The following is a 17851-nucleotide window of genomic DNA, read 5'->3' as shown; positions in this document are numbered from 1 at the left end:
TAAACATACCTGTATTACAAAAAGCAAATACGTCTAAAATCCTTATCAATAAGCAATCAAAAAGAACAAATCACGCTTTAAATAGTTAACTTTATTAAAAGCGGCGGGAAACTCCATCCTCAGGTGTCTGTAGAGGGATAGCTGCCCCGCCACTTGGGGCACTGGGCATTGGGCATTAGAGACTCTTCCCCATGCCCCATTCCCCATGCCCAAAAACTCCATCCCGCAAGTGGCGTGGAGTTTTTCATTTATTGATAGCGCTTGACCAACTCAGAACAATCTCAGTCCCCTTCCCTGGATAGCTTGACAAATGAAAAATAGCGCCGATGGACTCAGCCCGTTCTTTCATAATTGCTATGCCCAGATGACCAGATGGTATTTTGTTGGAGTCAAAACCACAGCCATTATCACTAATACGCAAGACTATTTCCTGTGAATCACCGTGGAGGCTGACTGATACTTGCGTTGCTTGGGCATATTTAATAATATTATTCAGTGCCTCTTGAGTAATCCGGTAGAAAACAAGCTTCACTTCATTAGACAAAGAGCGATGATCGGTTTCCACCGTTGTGATTATCTGTAAACTTGCCCGTCCTTGAATTGCCTTGGTTAACTGGTGTAGCAATTCACCTAAAGGTTTCTCTACCAAACCATTAGGACGCAACTCCATCAGTAGATTCCGCATTTCTGCTAACGCCCCTTGTGTGAGTTGGGCAAGTTCCTCTAATCCCTGTTGGGCTGTCTCTGGGTTGCGTTTCCACACTCTAGGCAAAGCTTCGGCAATTGTCGCCACTGTAAATAATGTCTGCGATACCGAATCGTGTAAGTCGCGGGCGAGGCGATTTCGCTCCAGTTCCACAGCAATCTTGCGTAGCCGTTCGCTTTCTATCAATTGTTCGTGTAGTTTCACCGCTTGCATCAACTCCTTGGACAAGCGTAGACTCATAATTATCACGAAGGACATAAATCCAAATCCAGCCAGGTATATGAATTTGATTGTCCCTAAATCCACTAGGCGATCGTGTTGAATAGTTGCTATCAAAATTGCCACGCTTAAACTTAAAGTGAGTGCAGCTTGCTTCTCACCGCGCCGATATTGACGGTAACAGGCAAAAAAAAGGAAAACAGTAGTACTGGTTAAAGCTAATATGTGGAAACTGAATAAAGAACTAAGTGTACCTTCTGGGTAAGAAATTGATTCGCCCCAAGGCAAAGAAATACTTGATAGGCTACTGATATGAGAGTAGAGAATCCCTGTAGGGGAAATTAGGTTAATTAATAGACTAATAATATATAGGCTATTGAGTACCAAAATTAAACGTATTGGCTTGATATTAGTGTATAAAGACACAAACCAAACATTAGTAATCCCGTAAGCATACCCTAAAGAAGTTACCAATTTTTTGGCATTGATATAATCATCTACATTCATGGCTTGATATTCGGCTATAAGAGCCAAAATATAACCAAAAATTACTAAACAGCTTAAACCAAAGCAGAAGTGCAGCGCAGGTTTTAATCGCCCACAGGCAATTAGTAAGTGTAAAAGACCAACATATAGGCTAATGCCGGCTATTATACCCAGAATAGTTGGAACAAGAGTCATTACCTAAATTCTGTGAAAAACTTATATCTAGCAATGAATAAGTAATACAACCTAAATAAATAGGACATTGCAATCCTAGTCAAAAAATAGAATAAATATCCTTTGATGTATCGACTTGCCAACTTTGTTATATTGGACTGCAACAAAGGTGCATCAACTGGCAACTTTGTTGTATTAACTTGCAACTTTGTTATATTGACTTGCATCTTTGTCGCATTGGCTTTTACCTTTGATGTATTGGCTTGCACCTTTAATGCATTGATCTGCAACTTTGATGCATGAGCATTGCAAAAATTAGCCTTACTCAGTCATCATGAAGTAGAGACGTTGGCGTAGCCCACCGTAGGTATCGCCACTCTCATACTACTACATAAGTATAAATTATATAGGACAAAGATCCAAGTTTTGACTAGGATCTTTGTCCGATGCGGTCACTGAAGGGATTGGCAGAGGCAATAACCAGTATTATAGTAAAGTGGCATAAAGACAGGGCGAAAACTCATCGCATAGACTGACTCGGTGAATTGGTATACACAAATATGAATATACAACTTGTTAATTTCCCTTGTAGAAGTGGTACTAAATCTCTCTCCCGAAGAACAAAAACTTTTTCAAGAAAAGCTGAGTAACAAGCATTTAACGTTACTAACTAGTAAACCTCAAACATCATCGGAGAGATTATTACTTTGGCAAGAGTGGATAGATACGGCACCAAAAAGCTATGCTAACCTTTCTGATGAAGCTCTGCGTCGAGAAAATATCTACGATGATGAAGTATGACCGATTATTTATTAGATACCAATATCCTTTTACGCTCCAGCGATATAGCTTCAGCCGATTATAATCTTGTCGATCGCACAATCAGGTATCTAATATCTATTGAAGAAGAATTCAGAAGTCAGAATTCAGGAGTCAGAATAAATCAGTGGGGGATTCAGACCCACCACTGATTTAAGACCACCAAATTGAAAATTTGGTGGGGGTTTTAAACCCGTTTATTCATCCACCACTCGTACAGAATTCATACTGAATTCTGACTCCTGACTCCTGAATTCTGTTTAGATAACCATCAATGTTTTATTACATCTCAAGTTTTAATTGAATTTTGGGTTGTAGCCACACGTCCTGTAGCTGTAAATGGATTTGGATGGACACCAGAAGAAACCGAACGAACGGTGCAAATGCTCATAAATCAGTTTGAGTGGCTAGAAGAAACACCAGATGTATTTCGCCTTTGGTTTAACCTCGCTACAACTCACAAGATTTCCGGCAAACGCACTCACGATTTACGCATACAAGCAGTAGTGCTTACTCATAACATCAGCCATATTCTGACTTTATACCAATTTAATGTGAAGTTGCATATATCTTGATCCCCCTAAATCCCCCTTCAAAAGGGGGACTTTGATTCCGGTTCCCCCCTTTTTTAAGGGGGGTTAGGGGGGATCGAATTCTATGCAGCTTCATAAAAAATTGGTATTAAACCCAAAAGACTTTGTAAAAGTTGAAGGAATTACTATTGTTCACCCCAATAGCATAAACAGCTAGAAGCGGGGATTTAGTGCGATGCCTACGGCGGTAAACTACGTAATTTTTATCGTGAGGTGTACTTAGGGACTTCCAAGAAATAAATTATCCAATCTTGTGGGGTGGGCAACATGAGCGCCTTGACTGTGGGCTCTTGTGTCGCCCACCCCACAATAAATAGTTGTATATTTTTTTATTTGGGAGTCCCTTAGTTGCATCGGCTTGCACCTTTGTTGCCTTCACCTGCAACTTTGATGTATTGACTTGCACTTTTGTTGCATCAACCTGCGCCTTTGATGTATTGACTTGCACCTTAATTACATTGACTTACATCTTTATTGCAATGACTTGCACCTTAGTTACATTGGGTTGCATCTTTGTTGCATTGACTTGCACCTTGATTGTATTGAAGAGCATCTTTGTTGCATTGAAGTTGCAAAAATTAACCTGGCTCAGTCTTCAGAGAGTAGAAGCGTTGGCGTAGCCCACCGTAGGTATCACCACTATCCTTATTCATATAAGTATTAATTATATAGGACAAAGATCCTAGTCCAAACTTGGATCTTTGTCCGATGCGCTCACTGAGGCGATCGCAGTACAATCCATTTCGTCAATGATTTAAGCAAAGTTTTAGCGATCGCGTACCCGCCATGAACCGGTGGCGATCGCCTTGCCTCTGCGCTCAAAACGCATAGGTGCAAAAGCTTATGCACTAATACGGTTCAGTAGAAATGTTGCATTGTGTAAGGATGTTGTATTAAACATATCTACACAATGTTTGGTTGAGAACTACGACTTAAAACAAAGGAAATCAATCAAATGGCAAATTTCATCGTTAACCAAACCACAGATGATGGTAGCGGTAGCACCACAGGCACTCTTAGTTATGCCATTCTCCAAGCGAACCAACTAGCAGGGGATGACACCATCAGCATCGATACAGATGTTCGCATTACCGGGGTCATGAAAACTCTAGTTAACAGCAATATCACCATCGATGGTAACGGCAACAGCATCAGTGGCGATGCCGATAATAGCGGCACCAACAACAATGGCGACCTGCGCCCCTTATTTATTTTGTCGGGAACAGTCGGTATTTCCGATTTAACTATCACCAACGGACGGGCAAAAGGCGGAGATAGTAATCAAGGTGGCGGCGGTGCAGGTCTGGGCGGCGGCTTGTTTATCTATGATGGCAATGTTTCTCTGACCAATGTCGCCTTTACTAATAACGCAGCCCAAGGCGGTAGTAACGGTGTCAGTGGACTGGGCAACGGTGGCGGCGGAATGTTTGGCAATGCTGGCGAGGGCGGCGGCGGACTGTTTGCTGGTAGCACTAACGACAACGGTGGCTACGGCGGTAACGGCAACTACGGCGGCGGCGAGAACGGCGGCTTCGGCGGCGGCGGTGCTGGACTAGGTGGCGGCGGCGGCAACGGCGGCGACGCCGCCGGCGGCGGTGCTGGACTAGGTGGTGGTATCTTTGTCCGCACAGGTTCTTTAACCCTCAACAACACCAGCTTTACCAACAACACTGCTACAGGCGGCACAGGTAGTAACCCAGGTCAAGGCTTGGGTGGGGCAATCTTCATCATGCAGTCCACTACGAATACTAACGGCAACAATCAGGGAATGCCGATTACCCTTGGCAGTGTCAGTTTCACGGGTTCCTCTACCTTTACTGGCAACAGTGCGGCGAACGACGCGGGAACACCGACAAATAACGATGATGTTTACGGCACACAAAAACCTGTCACCAATAATCCGCCAACTGTAGCAAATGCCATTGCAGACCAAACTACCTTAGAAGATGGCTTCTTTAGCTTTCCCATTCCAGCCAACACCTTTGCCGATGCCGATGCTGGTGATACTTTAACTTATACTGCCACCCTTGCTAACGGCAACCCCTTACCTACCTGGTTAACCTTCGACACCAATACCCGCACCTTTAGCGGCACCCCCGATGAGGCAAATAACGGCACAATTAGCATTCAAGTTACCGCAACTGACACCAGCAATGCTGCTGTTAACGATGCCTTTAACCTGACAGTAACTCCCGTCAACGATGCACCTGTAGCAGGTGAGGACTCTGCCACTGCCAATCAAAATACACCTTTGACTCTCTTAGCTGCTGACTTGTTAGCTAACGATACAGATGTAGACAGTTCTACTTTGAGCATCACTGCTGTGAGTAACGCTGTTAATGGTACTGTCACCTTAAATAGCAGTGGCAATGTAGTTTTTACTCCCACCACAGGTTTTAGTAATGGTAATGGCAGCTTTAACTATACCCTCAGCGATGGCAACGGTGGCACTGACTTGGGGATAGTAACGGTAGCAGTTGGCACAACCCTCAACGGTACTAATAATAACGATAACCTCAACGGCACATCTGGCAACGACATCATTAACGGACTCAACGCGCAAGATACCATTTCTGGCAATGCTGGTAACGATAACCTTGTGGGTGACAATGGTGACGATTTACTCTTTGGCGGTACTGGCAACGATAATCTCTTTGGCGGTAACGGTCAAGATACACTCAATGGTGATGCTGGTAACGACCGTCTTGAAGGGGATAACGGTGATGACAAACTTTATGGCGGTGACGGTAACGACAGTCTAATTGGTGGTAACGGTCAAGATTTACTTGTTGGTGGTGCGGGTAACGATTTCCTCAACGGTGGCAAGGGAGATGATAACTTAACTGGCGGGACTGGTAGCGACATCTTTGTGGTGGAGAAAGCGGCAGGTCGAGATACAATTACCGACTTTAGTTTAGGTGAGGGCGATAAAATCGGCTTGTCTGGCTTGAGTTTTAGTCAGTTGTCTTTCTCTGGTAATCAAATTAGCTTAGGCAATCAAACTTTGGGAATATTGACTGGGTTTGATACTACCACGCTAACGCAGAGCAACTTTACTTCTGTTTAAGTCTTTTGGGTGGGCGAGTGTTTGCCCACCCGACAACTTATTTAGGTACATTGGCTTGCATCTTTGATGTATTGACTTGCCATCAAGTTGCATTAACTCGCCATCAAGTTGCATCGACTTGTAATTTTGTTGTAGTCAAGAGCAACTTAGTTACATTTAGTTGCACCTTTGTTGCATTCAAGTTGCACAAATCAGCCTTACTTAGTTTTTAAGTAATAGCGTTGGCGTAGCCCACCGTAGGTATCGCGCCTCTCATAATTCACATAAAAGTTAATTATATTAAAAAATCGTCAGTGACAAAATGCTGCAAATCCGTTCTCTTCTACAGACTTTTACGATAACTTTAGATAAAGTAAGCCATTAGTGATTTATGGAGCAATTAATATTACCAGATATCCTCACTCTTGAAGAAGTCTCAGCATACCTAAGACTACCCACTCAAACAGTTGTGCATCAAACAATGCTTGGGAATATTCCAGGTCGTAAAATTGAAAATGACTGGAGATTTTTAAAAGCGGCAATTGACGATTGGCTGCGTTCAAAAAGCAGTCGGGCTGTTCTGTTTCAACAAGTAGGCGCTTTAGCCGATGATGATACTCTTGCAGATTTAAGAGCAAAAATTTACCAGGACAGGGAACGTTCTGAAGTCGATGCGGAGTCTGAGGCTTAATGCATTTGCTCGATACAGACACCCTCACTCATCTTTATGCTGGGCAGCTAAATGTAACTGAGCGATTGAGGTCTGTGGACGATCCAGACGTGGGCATTACCATTATTACCAAAGGTGAAGTTTTGCGCGGACGGATTGACTACCTTCTGAAAGCTCAGACGGGTGCAGATTTACTTAAGGCACAATCGCTTTTATTTCGTAGTGAAGAACTACTAAATCAACTTTTAGTTGTGCCAGTAAGTCAGGCAGCATCAGAACAGTTTGATAGACTACGTATTGCGCCCAAACTACAAAAAATAGGACGAGCCGATTTGTTGATTGCAAGTATTGCTCTTTCCAATCAAGCTACATTGGTCACACGAAACCTTCGCCATTTCAGACAGATTCCTGGTGTGCGAGTTGTCAACTGGGTTGATTGATTAAGCAGTGGCTTTATTTTCTACCAATTCAAATAATGTTGATGACACTTCAGGACACGTAACGGTAATGACACGCTTGCTGGTGAAGCTGGTAATGACCGTCTCGAAGGCGATAAGATTGGCTTGCTTGGGTTGAATTTCAGCCAGTTGTCTTTCGCTGGTGATGAGATTCGTTTGAGTAATCAAACTTTGGGAATACTGACTGACTTTGATACTATGACGCTGACTGCCGCTAATTTCGTCACGCTTTAATCATCTCGATTCATGCAACGCCTACTTTAGTTGCATGAATGTGCAACTTAGATACATCGACTTGCAACTAAGTTGCATAAACTTGCATCTTTAATGTATCGACCTGCAAGTTTGTTGCATTGGCTTGCAACTTTAATGCATCGACCTGCACCTTTGTTGTTTCTAAGTTGCAAAAATGAGCTTACCCTTTTCCTAACCTTGTTTTATCTAAAAACTTCAGCTTACTGATATATTTAGAGTTTTAATGGGTACATTAAATATGTACATTACATCAGTATGGTAATATGCCTACCCAAGATACAACACGCCGTTTACGTCCTCAATTAATTAGTGAAGATGTTAGTTCATGGCACGGTTTGCAAACCATCAGCACATATAACACAACCCGCGCTGATGCCTCTGCTGACAAATTACAGCAAGCTTATCAGGTTATGTTGTCCCACCAACAAGCCGAAAATGAGAAACTAGCTTTATACCGTGCTGCTGCTGATGCGGCACGATTAGCAGAATGGGAATTTCACAATGCGGTATTAGCAATGAAAGAAGTTGTGCGCGGGCAGTATGGATTAGATAGCGATCAAGCTCAAGCGGTAGGATTGAAGAAAAAATCAGAATACAAGCGTCCTAGCCGCAAAAAGTTAGTCGCATGATGAGCTAGGAAAATTTAACACACTTTAGATGTGCGATCGCTGCCACAAATAATGTAAAGTGCGATTGCACTCTTCCATAGATGAAGAAAAAGCGAGTTATGAGTCATCAAGGTCTAATCCTCTGGCTAACAGGGTTAAGTGGCGCGGGTAAAACAACGATCGCCTCATCTGTTGCCCAAGAACTGCGATCGCGGGGTTGCCGAGTAGAATTACTTGATGGTGATGTCGTTCGCACCCATTTATCTCAAGGACTTGGATTTAGTAAACAAGATAGGGATACAAATGTCCGGCGGATTGGTTTTGTTGCAAATTTACTCAGTCGAAATGGGGTAGTAGCGATCGTTGCTGTAATCAGCCCCTATCGAGAAATTCGAGATGAATTGAGACAAACAACCACCAATTTTGTAGAAGTTTACGTTCAAGCACCATTAGCAGTTTGTGAATCCCGTGATGTGAAGGGACTTTACGCCAAAGCCAGAACAGGACAAATCAAACATTTTACTGGTATATCTGATCCTTACGAAGAACCTTTAAATCCAGAGGTTATTTGTTTAACTGATCAATTTACTATTGAGCAATGTGTTTACCAACTAGTTAACTACTTAGACTGCCAAGGCTACATTAGACATAACTGCTAGTTATCTTAAACAAATGCGTTTCTAATTCTACAATTCATGCAAGCTGGTTTTCGCAACCCGCCACCCATGCAATATCGGCATAGTAAACAATCCCCACGCCAAACCTGTAATCAACCCAAAAGGCGTAACCAGATAGTTATTAAAACTCCACAAACCCAAAACCTGCGCTGCCAATTCCAAAGGATAAGCCATCATCAGCACACTAGCTAAAGCCGCACCACTCCAACCATACTGACTTAACCAGTAAAATCCTTTACCACCAGTTACGCCATACAGCAGCCGCGTTATCAGCAAACCCGTGACAGTGCCATAACAACGCATACATACAGCCATAATAAACGGTGGTGCTAAATCTAACCCCATATCTGGTTGCGGACAAACATGATTACCCATGAAATAAATGATGTCCGCAATTCCAGGAAGCAACCACACCCCAGACGCAGCCAGAAAGGGAGCAATCGGCGGGCCAAAAACCATCCCTACCAACAAGAAATCAGCAATCAAACTAACCCAATTAACCTGCAACTCAATGAAAGCTACTCTTGTCATCTCCCCTTCTCTGCGCCCTCTGCGCCTCTGCGGTTCGTTCTCTTAACCTACCTTATTCACATAAGGACTTGTCAACTTATCCAACTGCTGAATCAACAGACTGAGGAATAATCCCACATCCGTCACTACACCCACCGATTCTACAGAACCGCGATCGCTTAACTTAGTCACCACAGCCGGATTGATATCCACACACACCATTTTCACACCAGCCGGGGTCATATTTCCCACGCCAATGGAGTGCAGCATCGATGACAACATCAAAATCATCTCTGCACCTTCTAAGTGTTTGGCATATTCTTCCTGTGCTTGAATCAAATCCATTACGGTATCAGGCAAAGGCCCGTCATCCCGAATCGAACCCGCAAGCACAAAAGGTACATTATTGTGGACACATTCATACATCACGCCACTTTTAATTGCCCCTACTTCCACAGCTTTGGGAATGCTGCCATAACGGCGGATACTATTAATTACCTTCAGGTGATGGCGGTGTCCACCACGAACGGCGATACCCCGCTTCATGTCCACACCCAAGGAAGTGCCCATGATATTTTGCTCGATGTCGTGAACTGCGATCGCATTTCCACCCAGCAATGCCTGTACATATCCTTCCCGAACCAGTTGCGCCAGGTGTTCACCGCCGCCAGTGTGAATTACTACTGGGCCAGCCGTGACAACTACTTTACCACCAGCATCGCGGATTTTACGCAATTCCCAAGCTACTTGCTCAACGACTAATTCCACGCGCCGTTCGCTGGAAACTCCCGCCGACATAAAGCTGAATTCTTGGGTGCTGCGTTGTTCCCGCGATTCAGTTTTGCGGATGGTGCGGATACCTAAAACGTCAACAATTACCTGTTCGCCAACTTTCAAATCGCGCAGTATTTTACACCTAGCAACTAAACCTGTAGGAGTTTGAGTAATAGCGATCGCGCCATCCATGCGCTGATTTTCTACTTTCACCCACTGACCATTAATTCGCACTTCAGTGGGATAAATTGTACTGACGTAGAAATCATCAGGTGCAACACCATCTTGGATTACCGGCTCCAAGATAGCATCTCGCTCATCATGAGGTAAATTTACTGCACCCAAATCAATCAACATTGAGATGATTTCTTCCATCACCCCATGAGATGGTGCTGATACCTTCACTTCGGCGGCTGAGGTACTTTGCCGTTGTTCTCCCAAGTTGAAATTTAGGACTTGGAAACTTCCCCCGGCATCTATAATCAAATCCAAAGCGCGGTTAATTAAGCCAGCATCTAGCAAATGTCCTTCCATGCGAATGACGCGGCTTTCTACCGACACATTGGCATGAAGTTCATCTCTAACTGGTTCCGTTACCCGCAAAGTTAAACATTTAGCCGCACCACCAGCTTTAAGAAATTCAGTAAGTGGTGTTTCCAGCACTTGGAAACCTACATCTGCAAGGCGGGTTTTTAAAGCATCACTCGCTTTGTTCATGATGACGATGTTATCCACATTCACCGTATTACAAGCGAAGTTCACAGCATCGGCTTCAGCAATTGCGATTCGCTTTTCTGGGGCGACTCGCATTTCAATTAAGCGGTTGGAGTAAGAATCAAAAGCACCGGGATAGTACACCAAATAACCATTTGTTAGAGGACAAAAGCAGGTATCCAGATGATAGAAACGTTCGTCTATTAATCGTAGGGATAGCACCTCAATATCCAGCCATTTAGCTAGATAAGGGTGAGAATCTAATTCCGAGCGGAAACCGTATCCTGCCCATAACCAGCGTCCTTCCCGATCCAGCAGTGCGTCTCCTGCTCCCTCAAAGGGCAAATCTTTGGGAAGTTCATTGACTATATAACCATTTGCCTCAAACCATTGCTTGAAGAAAGGCTCCTCTCCCTGACGTTCTTTGTGCAAAAAGCGGCTGAGGACGACGTTATTGCCCAGTACTAAGCCAGCGTTGGCGGTAAAAACCAAATCAGGCCAGCCTTTTTCAGGTGGTACTAAATCGACAATGGCGTGTTCTTTAAGGATATGGTGTAGTCCCTGCCACTGTTCCACGGCGCGATCGCGCGATGACTTGTGAATATTCCCTTCCATCCAAGGATTAATCACATAGTCCACATCATAGTGGTCAGGAGGGCACATTAAAAAGCGAATCCGGGAAGTCATAAAAATCTTACAAGCGTTTTATATGCTACAAGCTTACTTTGAATACAGACTTTTGTTTTTTACAGTTAAAATCTGCGACTAAAGCTTCATCTTTTGATGTTTGAAGACTTTACAAAGGCTTCGTTATTAATTCTATTACTCGAAGATGGTAATAATACCAATTCAAAATTCAAAATTATTGAAGAAGAATTCAGAAGTCAGAATTCAGGAGTCAGAATCAAGACGAGACGCTAAAAGCGAACGCTATCAGTCGGGGATTCAGACCCGCGACTGATTGAAGACCACCAAGTTTTGCTTTAATCTAGGTTTCCAGGAAAGTGGGGCAAGTGAAAACACGATTAAAAGCAGTAAACATTAGTGGCGATCGCTCAATACGCTTGGGTTAAGCAAAGCGCAATCCAACAAAGCAATTTTTCACAAAACCAAGTATATTGCGCGATCGCTCTCTTTCTCTTCCTGATCCTTTATGGGGCAAGAGGTGGGGGAGACAAGTTTTCCCTTTGTCCCCTTCGATTCTCCCCTCTCCAGTTCAAGCAGTCACTACATAAGGCGAGTTGATCGCTGCTACACGACCAGCATCTACCAAAGCTTGATATACTATCGCTGCTACCTCACCGCGTGTAGCATCGCGGGTAGGATTGAGTTGTTTCAAATTCGGGTGATTGACGATAATTTCTTTGTCTATAGCTTTTACTACCTCATCCTTGGCATATTCAGGAATCTTGGCTTGGTCATCAAAAGCTTTGAGAGTTGCCGTACCATCACTAGATAAACCCAGTCCATTTACCAGAGAGACAATCACTTGCACACGCTGGATATTTTTGTTGGGGCCAAAGGTATTGTCAGGAAAACCAGAGAGAAATAAACCTCGATATGCTTGCTGAATTACCTTGGATGCCCAGAAGTCATCTGGTACATCTTTGAATTTGATTGCGGAGCGGTTTGGCGATGGGTTGAAAGCTTTTACCAACAATGCCGCATATTGTGCGCGTGTCATGGTTGCATCAGGTTTGAATGTGCGATCGGGGAAACCGTTAATTATCCCCAATTTCACTAATTCCCGAATAAACCCACTAGCCCAATGATTAGCAATATCGGTTAATTCGATAGTAGGCGTGGGTGTTGTAGGCGTCGGTGTTGTCGGTATCGGTGTTGTCGGCGTGGGTGTTGTCGGTATCGGTGTTGTCGGCGTGGGTGTTGTCGGCGTGGGTGTTGTCGGCGTGGGTGTTGTCGGCGTGGGTGTTGTAGGTGTCGGTGTTGTCGGTGTCGGTGTTGTCGGTGTCGGTGTTGTCGGTGTCGGTGTTGTCGGCGTCGGAACCGGACTATCTGCAAACTCTATGTTTCCGGCGACTTTAGACGCATCTATTTTATTGCCTAGAGAAACCAGCTTGTTGGAACTGGCATTTTGCAAATCAAATTTACCGTTATTGCGTAGAGTATTGCCCCCTGGATTATTAGTACTACCGATATCCGGTAGAGCAGTTCCAATAACTGTGATACCATCTTCAGTGTTATTTTCACTGACATTATTACGTAATACGGGACGAGCGCTACCAGAGATAATGATTCCAGAACGGTTTTCATAAATTCTGTTATCTCGAAGGATAGGTGATGCAGTATCACTAATGGCAATGCCAAAACCTGTTTTAAAATAGGTGTTATTTTCAATTTGGCCTTTAGAATTTTTAGCGATCGCAATTCCATTGGCTGCATTCTCACTGAACACATTACCTAGAATCACTGGGTTAGCATCGCCTGTAGCAAATACTCCTTCCCGCTTATTATTGATGAAGGTGCTATTAGCAACAGTAGGGGCAGTTGATTCAATCCAGACACCACTACCACGGCTAGCCAGATTTGTTACAGTCACTCCTCGCAATTCGGCTTTATCCAGCAACACAAATGTTACATTCTGACCAGCAAAAGTACGGCTCTGATAGTTACCACTTCCCTCAATCAAAATGCCATTGCCTTTGTTGGTTTCATTACCCACCACTGCCACACCAGATGGAACCGTTAGCGGAAAGACTTCACCGCTAGCAGCATTATAATTCCCATTTGCTAGTTGAATCTTGGTATCAGCAGTCGCTACCTTGAGGGCTTGCGTAATAGTTTTAAACGGGGCTTGTTGACTACCAGAGTTGGTATTGCTGCCTGATACTGGATTTACGTAAAAAGTTTGAGCCATATTTATACTTTAATAAAATACATAGCTATCCTAGCGCTAACCATAAAAGTATGTAGCGTTTGATGCATTAAGTAACTTAAAGTACTTCTCACTACAAAGTTAAATAATTATGCAAATGCTTTTGGGTTTCACTAGTACTTGACTAGCGCAAAATTGTTAATTTCAACAAGTTATCTTACCAAAGTATTAGAAACAGCGATCGCACTTGCTTATTGTGAGCTACGGTGTACACAGAAGCCTATTGCTCTGCACGTTTGATACATTGCTCTGCACCTTTGTTGCATCGCCCTGCACCTTTGTTGCATCGCTCTGCACCTTTATTGCATTGCCTTGCATTTTTATTGCATTGCTCTGCACCTTTATTGCATTGCCCTGCATTTTTATTGCATTGCCCTGCACCTTTATTGCATCGCCCTACACCTTTATTGCATCGCTCTGCACCTTTGTTGCATCAACCTACAAAAATTAACCCACCCTACGTTACACAGCAACTTTAAAAGACTAGGGAGAAGCAGGGAGAAGAGTTTCCCCTCTGCCTCTTTCCCCTCATCTCCTTTTAATAAGGCCACTTCCAATCGCGGATTTCCGGCACATCATCGCCGTACTTCTCAATATAATGCTTGTGTTCAATCAGCTTATCTTGCATCTGCTGTTTGACATAAGCTGCGCTAGATCCTAGTTTGGGCACGCGATCGATTACATCAATTACCAAATGGAAGCGATCTAGATCGTTGAGAACAACCATATCAAAGGGAGTGGTGGTAGTTCCCTCTTCCTTGTAGCCACGCACATGGATGTTTTTATGATTAGTGTGGCGATAGGTTAGGCGATGAATCAGCCAGGGATAGCCATGAAAGGCAAAGATAACAGGTTTGTCAGTGGTGAAAAGTGTGTCAAAATCTTTTTCACTCAAACCGTGGGGATGTTCGCTTTTTGGCTGTAGTGTCATCAAATCGACTACGTTCACTACCCGCACTTTTAAATCTGCGAAATGCTGACGCAGGATATCTACAGCCGCCAAGGTTTCTAAGGTGGGAACATCCCCAGCACAAGCTAGCACTACATCTGGATCACTACCTTCGTCGCTGCTTGCCCATTCCCAAATGCCGATGCCTTTGGTGCAGTGCTTGATAGCGGCATCTATGTTGAGATATTGCAATGCTGGCTGTTTTCCAGCAATGATGACGTTGACATAGTTGCGGCTTTTTAGACAATGGTCAGTTACCGACAGCAGAGTGTTGGCATCAGGGGGCAAATAGACGCGGATGATCTCGGCTTTTTTGTTAAGTACATGGTCGATAAAACCGGGATCTTGGTGAGAGAAGCCGTTATGGTCTTGTCGCCAAACGTGAGAGGTGAGTAAGTAATTGAGGGAAGCAATCGGTCTGCGCCAGGGAATATGTCTCGTCGTTTTCAACCATTTGGCGTGTTGGTTGAACATAGAATCAATGATGTGGATGAATGCCTCGTAACAAGTGAAGAACCCGTGACGACCTGTGAGGAGGTAGCCTTCTAACCATCCTTGGCAAGAAGTTTCGCTGAGAATTTCCATCACCCGACCGTCGGCAGAAAGGTGGTCATCTTCAGGATAAATCTCGGCTGTCGAAACTCTGTCTGTAACTTCCAATACAGGGTCTAGACGATTCGATGCTAATTCATCGGGGGCGAAGACGCGGAAATTGCTACTTTCTTGGTTAAGTCGCATGATATCCCGCAGGAATTTACCGGTCACTTTGGTAGCTTCTGCGATCGCTTTCCCTGGTTCAGCAACATCTACAGCATAATCTTGAAAATCGGGCATTTTCAGGTCATGCAGCAAAATACCACCGTTAGCGTGGGGATTATCACCCATACGCCGATGCTTTTTGGGGGCTAGTTCTGCTAGTTCGGGAATCAGCTTACCGTCAGCGTCGAAGAGTTCTTCTGGTTTGTAACTCTTCATCCAATCTTCTAGGAGTCTCAGGTGGTCTGGCTGTTTGGCGATGTTGCCAAAGGGAACTTGGTGCGATCGCCAAGAACCTTCAGTTTTTTTACCATCCACTTCCTTGGGCCCTGTCCAACCTTTGGGGGTTCGCATGACAATCATCGGCCACTGGGGACGTTCAGTGAAACCGTGTACACGGGCTTCCCTTTGGATACTTTGAATTTCTGCGATCGCTGTTTCTAGAATCGCCGCCATCTGCTGGTGGACATCTGCGGGATCTTCACCTTCAACAAAATAGGGCTTGTAGCCGTAGCCTATAAATAAACTCTCCAACTCATCATGGCTAATCCGTGACAGTGTAGTTGGGTTAGCAATTTTATACCCATTCAGGTGCAGAATCGGCAGTACAGCCCCATCACGTACCGGGTTAATAAACTTGTTAGAATGCCAGCTAGTTGCTAAAGCACCCGTTTCAGCTTCACCATCACCGACAACAGCAGCAACAATTAAGTCAGGGTTATCAAAGGCAGCACCATAAGCGTGGACGAGTGCATAACCTAGTTCCCCGCCTTCGTGGATCGAACCAGGAGTTTCCGGTGCTACGTGACTGGGAATACCACCGGGAAAAGAGAACTGTTTAAAGAGTTTCTTTATTCCCTCAGCATCCTGAGAGATGTTGTGGTAATATTCGGTGTAAGTGCCTTCTAGGTAGGTGTTGGCTACCAGTCCAGGCCCTCCATGACCGGGGCCAGCAATGTAGATTGTGTTTAGGTCATATTTCTTAATGAGTCGATTCAGGTGAACATAGATAAAGTTCAGCCCTGGCGTTGTTCCCCAATGCCCTAAAAGTCTGGGTTTGACGTGTTCTAACTTTAGCGGTTCTCTCAGTAGCGGATTGTCGAGTAGATATATTTGCCCAACGGAAAGATAGTTAGCTGCACGCCAGTAGGCGTTTATCTTCTGTAATTCTTCATCTGTTAAAGGCTTTGTTTGTGGAGTCGTTGCTAATGTCATTTTGACACTCCATTACAAAAGGATTTTGGCGGACTCATTCAGTCAGTAATTATACTTGTTTTCCAGATGATAGCCATCCACCTATGATGATTTTTTGCAGTATTGGTAACTAAATTCCTTGTTTTTGGGCACAAAATGGAAAGTGAGGTCTACTATGGGCGACACCTACGCTATTGATTAATACTATCAATCAGGATTTTCTTCGTCATAGTTATCTAGTTGTAAAGTGTAATCTAGTGCCACTTTTAGCATTAATAAATAATTAAAAAAAAGAGTTCCTATTTTTCGGATTAATCGCTGCCTATCGATAACAACTATTTGATAAGAAAGTATCTCCTCGCATCAAATTACATCCTCTTGCTGAAGCTGGGAGAGATAATCAGTTAAAACGGATTCTGCAAAAGTTAAATCTTCATTAGCAAACTCAGTTTTCAGTGCAGCAGCATCGACATCAGAAATAGCATCCCAATGCTGAGTTAGCTTTTTTTTCTGGAGAGAGATAGCAAAATCTAATACTTCTTCTTGAGAAGATAAGGGCAATTGGGACAATATTTCTAGTAGCTGCCTGTGAATAGTTGCTGTTGGTTTTTCTGGCATTGCCACATTTCTTAGATTAATAAATAGAGTAAATACTCTAATTTTGTCATGCTTCAAGTTTTGCTTTCTCTTGAAGTATCCAGTACAGCAAAAATAGCTAGAGGCAGATCAAGTAATGACCTAATTATTTATTTCCAATAACCCAGGTGGTGGCGTAATTTCAATACGATTAGATTTCAAGTCTACTACTGGTGCGATCGCTTCTACAAATGGAATCAAAACAGTCTTTTGTTTTTTGTCATTTGTTGTTTGTTCTTTGTCAGTAGCAAATGATTTATGTAACTTGACTTCTAACAAATCATTGCCAGCCGGGATGATGTCTACCACCGTACCCACGAGTTCGCCAGATGTTTGCATGAAGACTTCCAAGCCAATCAAATCGAGGACATGATATTCATCTTCGCCTAATTGGGGGCGATCGCTTGCTGGAACCATTAATGTACAACCGCGCAACGCCTCAGCCTGATCGCAGTTTTCCACGCCAGCTAATTTGATCACATACAAGTTTTTATTACTGATATAACGTCCTGTCAATAATTCGATTGGTTGTGGTTCTGTGTCACCTGAACGCAACAACCAACGTTTTCCCGGTATCTCAAATCTTTCGGGAAAGTCTGATACAGGATAAACCCGTAATTCTCCAGACAATCCTTGAGGGGAAACAATCTTACCAATTTCTAGCCAATTATCTGATTTATCATTTGTCATTTGTCATGGGGTAAAAAATTTTTA

15 protein-coding genes and 1 pseudogene are annotated in these 17851 nt (G+C 43.7%); 9 read left to right on the top strand and 7 right to left on the bottom strand.

Going from position 1 to position 17851, the window contains the following annotated elements:
* Positions 1 to 244: 244 nt before the first annotated feature.
* Positions 245 to 1606 carry a sensor histidine kinase gene (locus tag ANSO36C_RS10940; RefSeq protein WP_251959556.1) on the bottom strand — a complete coding sequence of 454 codons (1362 nt, stop codon included), beginning with the start codon at positions 1604 to 1606 and terminating at the stop codon, positions 245 to 247.
* Between the two features lie 552 nt (positions 1607 to 2158).
* Between ANSO36C_RS10940 and ANSO36C_RS10935 the strand changes: the two genes are divergently transcribed.
* The 8 genes and pseudogenes from ANSO36C_RS10935 to cysC all read left to right on the top strand — a co-directional run bounded on the left by ANSO36C_RS10935 (position 2159) and on the right by cysC (position 8693).
* Positions 2159 to 2386: a hypothetical protein gene (locus tag ANSO36C_RS10935; RefSeq protein ID WP_251959555.1), complete on the top strand. Its 228-nt coding sequence runs from the start codon at positions 2159 to 2161 to the stop codon at positions 2384 to 2386.
* Positions 2387 to 2787: 401 nt separating this feature from the next.
* Positions 2788 to 2979 carry a hypothetical protein gene (locus ANSO36C_RS10930; RefSeq protein WP_251959554.1) on the top strand — a complete coding sequence of 64 codons (192 nt, stop codon included), beginning with the start codon at positions 2788 to 2790 and terminating at the stop codon, positions 2977 to 2979.
* Between the two features lie 973 nt (positions 2980 to 3952).
* Complete coding sequence (locus ANSO36C_RS10925; protein ID WP_251959553.1) at positions 3953 to 6064, top strand: Ig-like domain-containing protein; 2112 nt, start codon at positions 3953 to 3955, stop codon at positions 6062 to 6064.
* 370 nt (positions 6065 to 6434) lie between these two features.
* Positions 6435 to 6734 carry a helix-turn-helix domain-containing protein gene (locus tag ANSO36C_RS10920; RefSeq protein WP_251959552.1) on the top strand — a complete coding sequence of 100 codons (300 nt, stop codon included), beginning with the start codon at positions 6435 to 6437 and terminating at the stop codon, positions 6732 to 6734.
* Positions 6734 to 7153, top strand: a complete 420-nt coding sequence (locus ANSO36C_RS10915) for a type II toxin-antitoxin system VapC family toxin (RefSeq protein WP_251959551.1) — start codon at positions 6734 to 6736, stop codon at positions 7151 to 7153. The genes ANSO36C_RS10920 and ANSO36C_RS10915 overlap by 1 nt, the downstream gene beginning before the upstream one ends.
* A gap of 84 nt (positions 7154 to 7237) precedes the next feature.
* Positions 7238 to 7405: pseudogene (locus ANSO36C_RS34830) on the top strand (hypothetical protein); the annotation flags it as partial.
* Between the two features lie 284 nt (positions 7406 to 7689).
* Positions 7690 to 8055 carry a hypothetical protein gene (locus ANSO36C_RS10905; RefSeq protein ID WP_251959549.1) on the top strand — a complete coding sequence of 122 codons (366 nt, stop codon included), beginning with the start codon at positions 7690 to 7692 and terminating at the stop codon, positions 8053 to 8055.
* Positions 8056 to 8153: 98 nt separating this feature from the next.
* Positions 8154 to 8693 (top strand): adenylyl-sulfate kinase, encoded by a 540-nt coding sequence (gene cysC / locus ANSO36C_RS10900; RefSeq protein WP_251959548.1) that lies wholly within the window; start codon positions 8154 to 8156, stop codon positions 8691 to 8693.
* Positions 8694 to 8720: 27 nt separating this feature from the next.
* On the opposite strand, the gene ANSO36C_RS10895 is transcribed toward cysC, so the two are convergent.
* The 3 genes from ANSO36C_RS10895 to ANSO36C_RS10885 form a co-directional block, all read right to left on the bottom strand.
* Entirely contained in the window at positions 8721 to 9242 is a 522-nt protein-coding gene (locus tag ANSO36C_RS10895; protein WP_251959547.1) for a DUF2085 domain-containing protein, read from the bottom strand.
* 42 nt (positions 9243 to 9284) lie between these two features.
* Positions 9285 to 11396, bottom strand: a complete 2112-nt coding sequence (gene argZ / locus ANSO36C_RS10890; protein WP_251959546.1) for a bifunctional arginine dihydrolase/ornithine cyclodeaminase — start codon at positions 11394 to 11396, stop codon at positions 9285 to 9287.
* A gap of 529 nt (positions 11397 to 11925) precedes the next feature.
* Positions 11926 to 13584, bottom strand: a complete 1659-nt coding sequence (locus ANSO36C_RS10885) for a DUF1565 domain-containing protein (RefSeq protein ID WP_251959545.1) — start codon at positions 13582 to 13584, stop codon at positions 11926 to 11928.
* A gap of 224 nt (positions 13585 to 13808) precedes the next feature.
* Here ANSO36C_RS10885 and ANSO36C_RS10880 point away from each other — a divergent pair, with 224 nt between their 5' ends.
* Positions 13809 to 14081, top strand: coding sequence for a hypothetical protein (locus ANSO36C_RS10880; protein ID WP_251959544.1), 273 nt, complete (start codon positions 13809 to 13811; stop codon positions 14079 to 14081).
* Positions 14082 to 14140: 59 nt separating this feature from the next.
* On the opposite strand, the gene ANSO36C_RS10875 is transcribed toward ANSO36C_RS10880, so the two are convergent.
* From ANSO36C_RS10875 to rimM, 3 genes are all read right to left on the bottom strand, one after another.
* Positions 14141 to 16522: a phosphoketolase family protein gene (locus tag ANSO36C_RS10875; RefSeq protein ID WP_251959543.1), complete on the bottom strand. Its 2382-nt coding sequence runs from the start codon at positions 16520 to 16522 to the stop codon at positions 14141 to 14143.
* Between the two features lie 342 nt (positions 16523 to 16864).
* Complete coding sequence (locus ANSO36C_RS10870) at positions 16865 to 17176, bottom strand: hypothetical protein (RefSeq protein WP_251959542.1); 312 nt, start codon at positions 17174 to 17176, stop codon at positions 16865 to 16867.
* A gap of 63 nt (positions 17177 to 17239) precedes the next feature.
* Entirely contained in the window at positions 17240 to 17827 is a 588-nt protein-coding gene (gene rimM, locus ANSO36C_RS10865; RefSeq protein WP_251959541.1) for a ribosome maturation factor RimM, read from the bottom strand.
* Positions 17828 to 17851 lie beyond the last annotated feature (24 nt).

Origin of the sequence: Nostoc cf. commune SO-36, assembly GCF_023734775.1 — a bacterium.
Lineage (GTDB): Bacteria > Cyanobacteriota > Cyanobacteriia > Cyanobacteriales > Nostocaceae > Nostoc > Nostoc commune_A.
The sequence above is the reverse complement of the archived record's forward strand: the minus strand, read 5'-3'. Positions and strand labels throughout refer to the sequence as shown.

What these genes read in the sequence shown, in the direction of transcription:
- ANSO36C_RS10940 (WP_251959556.1), bottom strand. Translation starts at nt 1,606, where the DNA reads ATGACTCTTGTTCCAACTATTCTGGGTATAATAGCCGGCATTAGCCTA.
- ANSO36C_RS10930 (WP_251959554.1), top strand. Translation starts at nt 2,788, where the DNA reads ATGCTCATAAATCAGTTTGAGTGGCTAGAAGAAACACCAGATGTATTT.
- ANSO36C_RS10925 (WP_251959553.1), top strand. Translation starts at nt 3,953, where the DNA reads ATGGCAAATTTCATCGTTAACCAAACCACAGATGATGGTAGCGGTAGC.
- ANSO36C_RS10920 (WP_251959552.1), top strand. Translation starts at nt 6,435, where the DNA reads ATGGAGCAATTAATATTACCAGATATCCTCACTCTTGAAGAAGTCTCA.
- ANSO36C_RS10915 (WP_251959551.1), top strand. Translation starts at nt 6,734, where the DNA reads ATGCATTTGCTCGATACAGACACCCTCACTCATCTTTATGCTGGGCAG.
- ANSO36C_RS10905 (WP_251959549.1), top strand. Translation starts at nt 7,690, where the DNA reads ATGCCTACCCAAGATACAACACGCCGTTTACGTCCTCAATTAATTAGT.
- cysC (WP_251959548.1), top strand. Translation starts at nt 8,154, where the DNA reads ATGAGTCATCAAGGTCTAATCCTCTGGCTAACAGGGTTAAGTGGCGCG.
- ANSO36C_RS10895 (WP_251959547.1), bottom strand. Translation starts at nt 9,242, where the DNA reads ATGACAAGAGTAGCTTTCATTGAGTTGCAGGTTAATTGGGTTAGTTTG.
- argZ (WP_251959546.1), bottom strand. Translation starts at nt 11,396, where the DNA reads ATGACTTCCCGGATTCGCTTTTTAATGTGCCCTCCTGACCACTATGAT.
- ANSO36C_RS10885 (WP_251959545.1), bottom strand. Translation starts at nt 13,584, where the DNA reads ATGGCTCAAACTTTTTACGTAAATCCAGTATCAGGCAGCAATACCAAC.
- ANSO36C_RS10875 (WP_251959543.1), bottom strand. Translation starts at nt 16,522, where the DNA reads ATGACATTAGCAACGACTCCACAAACAAAGCCTTTAACAGATGAAGAA.
- rimM (WP_251959541.1), bottom strand. Translation starts at nt 17,827, where the DNA reads ATGACAAATGATAAATCAGATAATTGGCTAGAAATTGGTAAGATTGTT.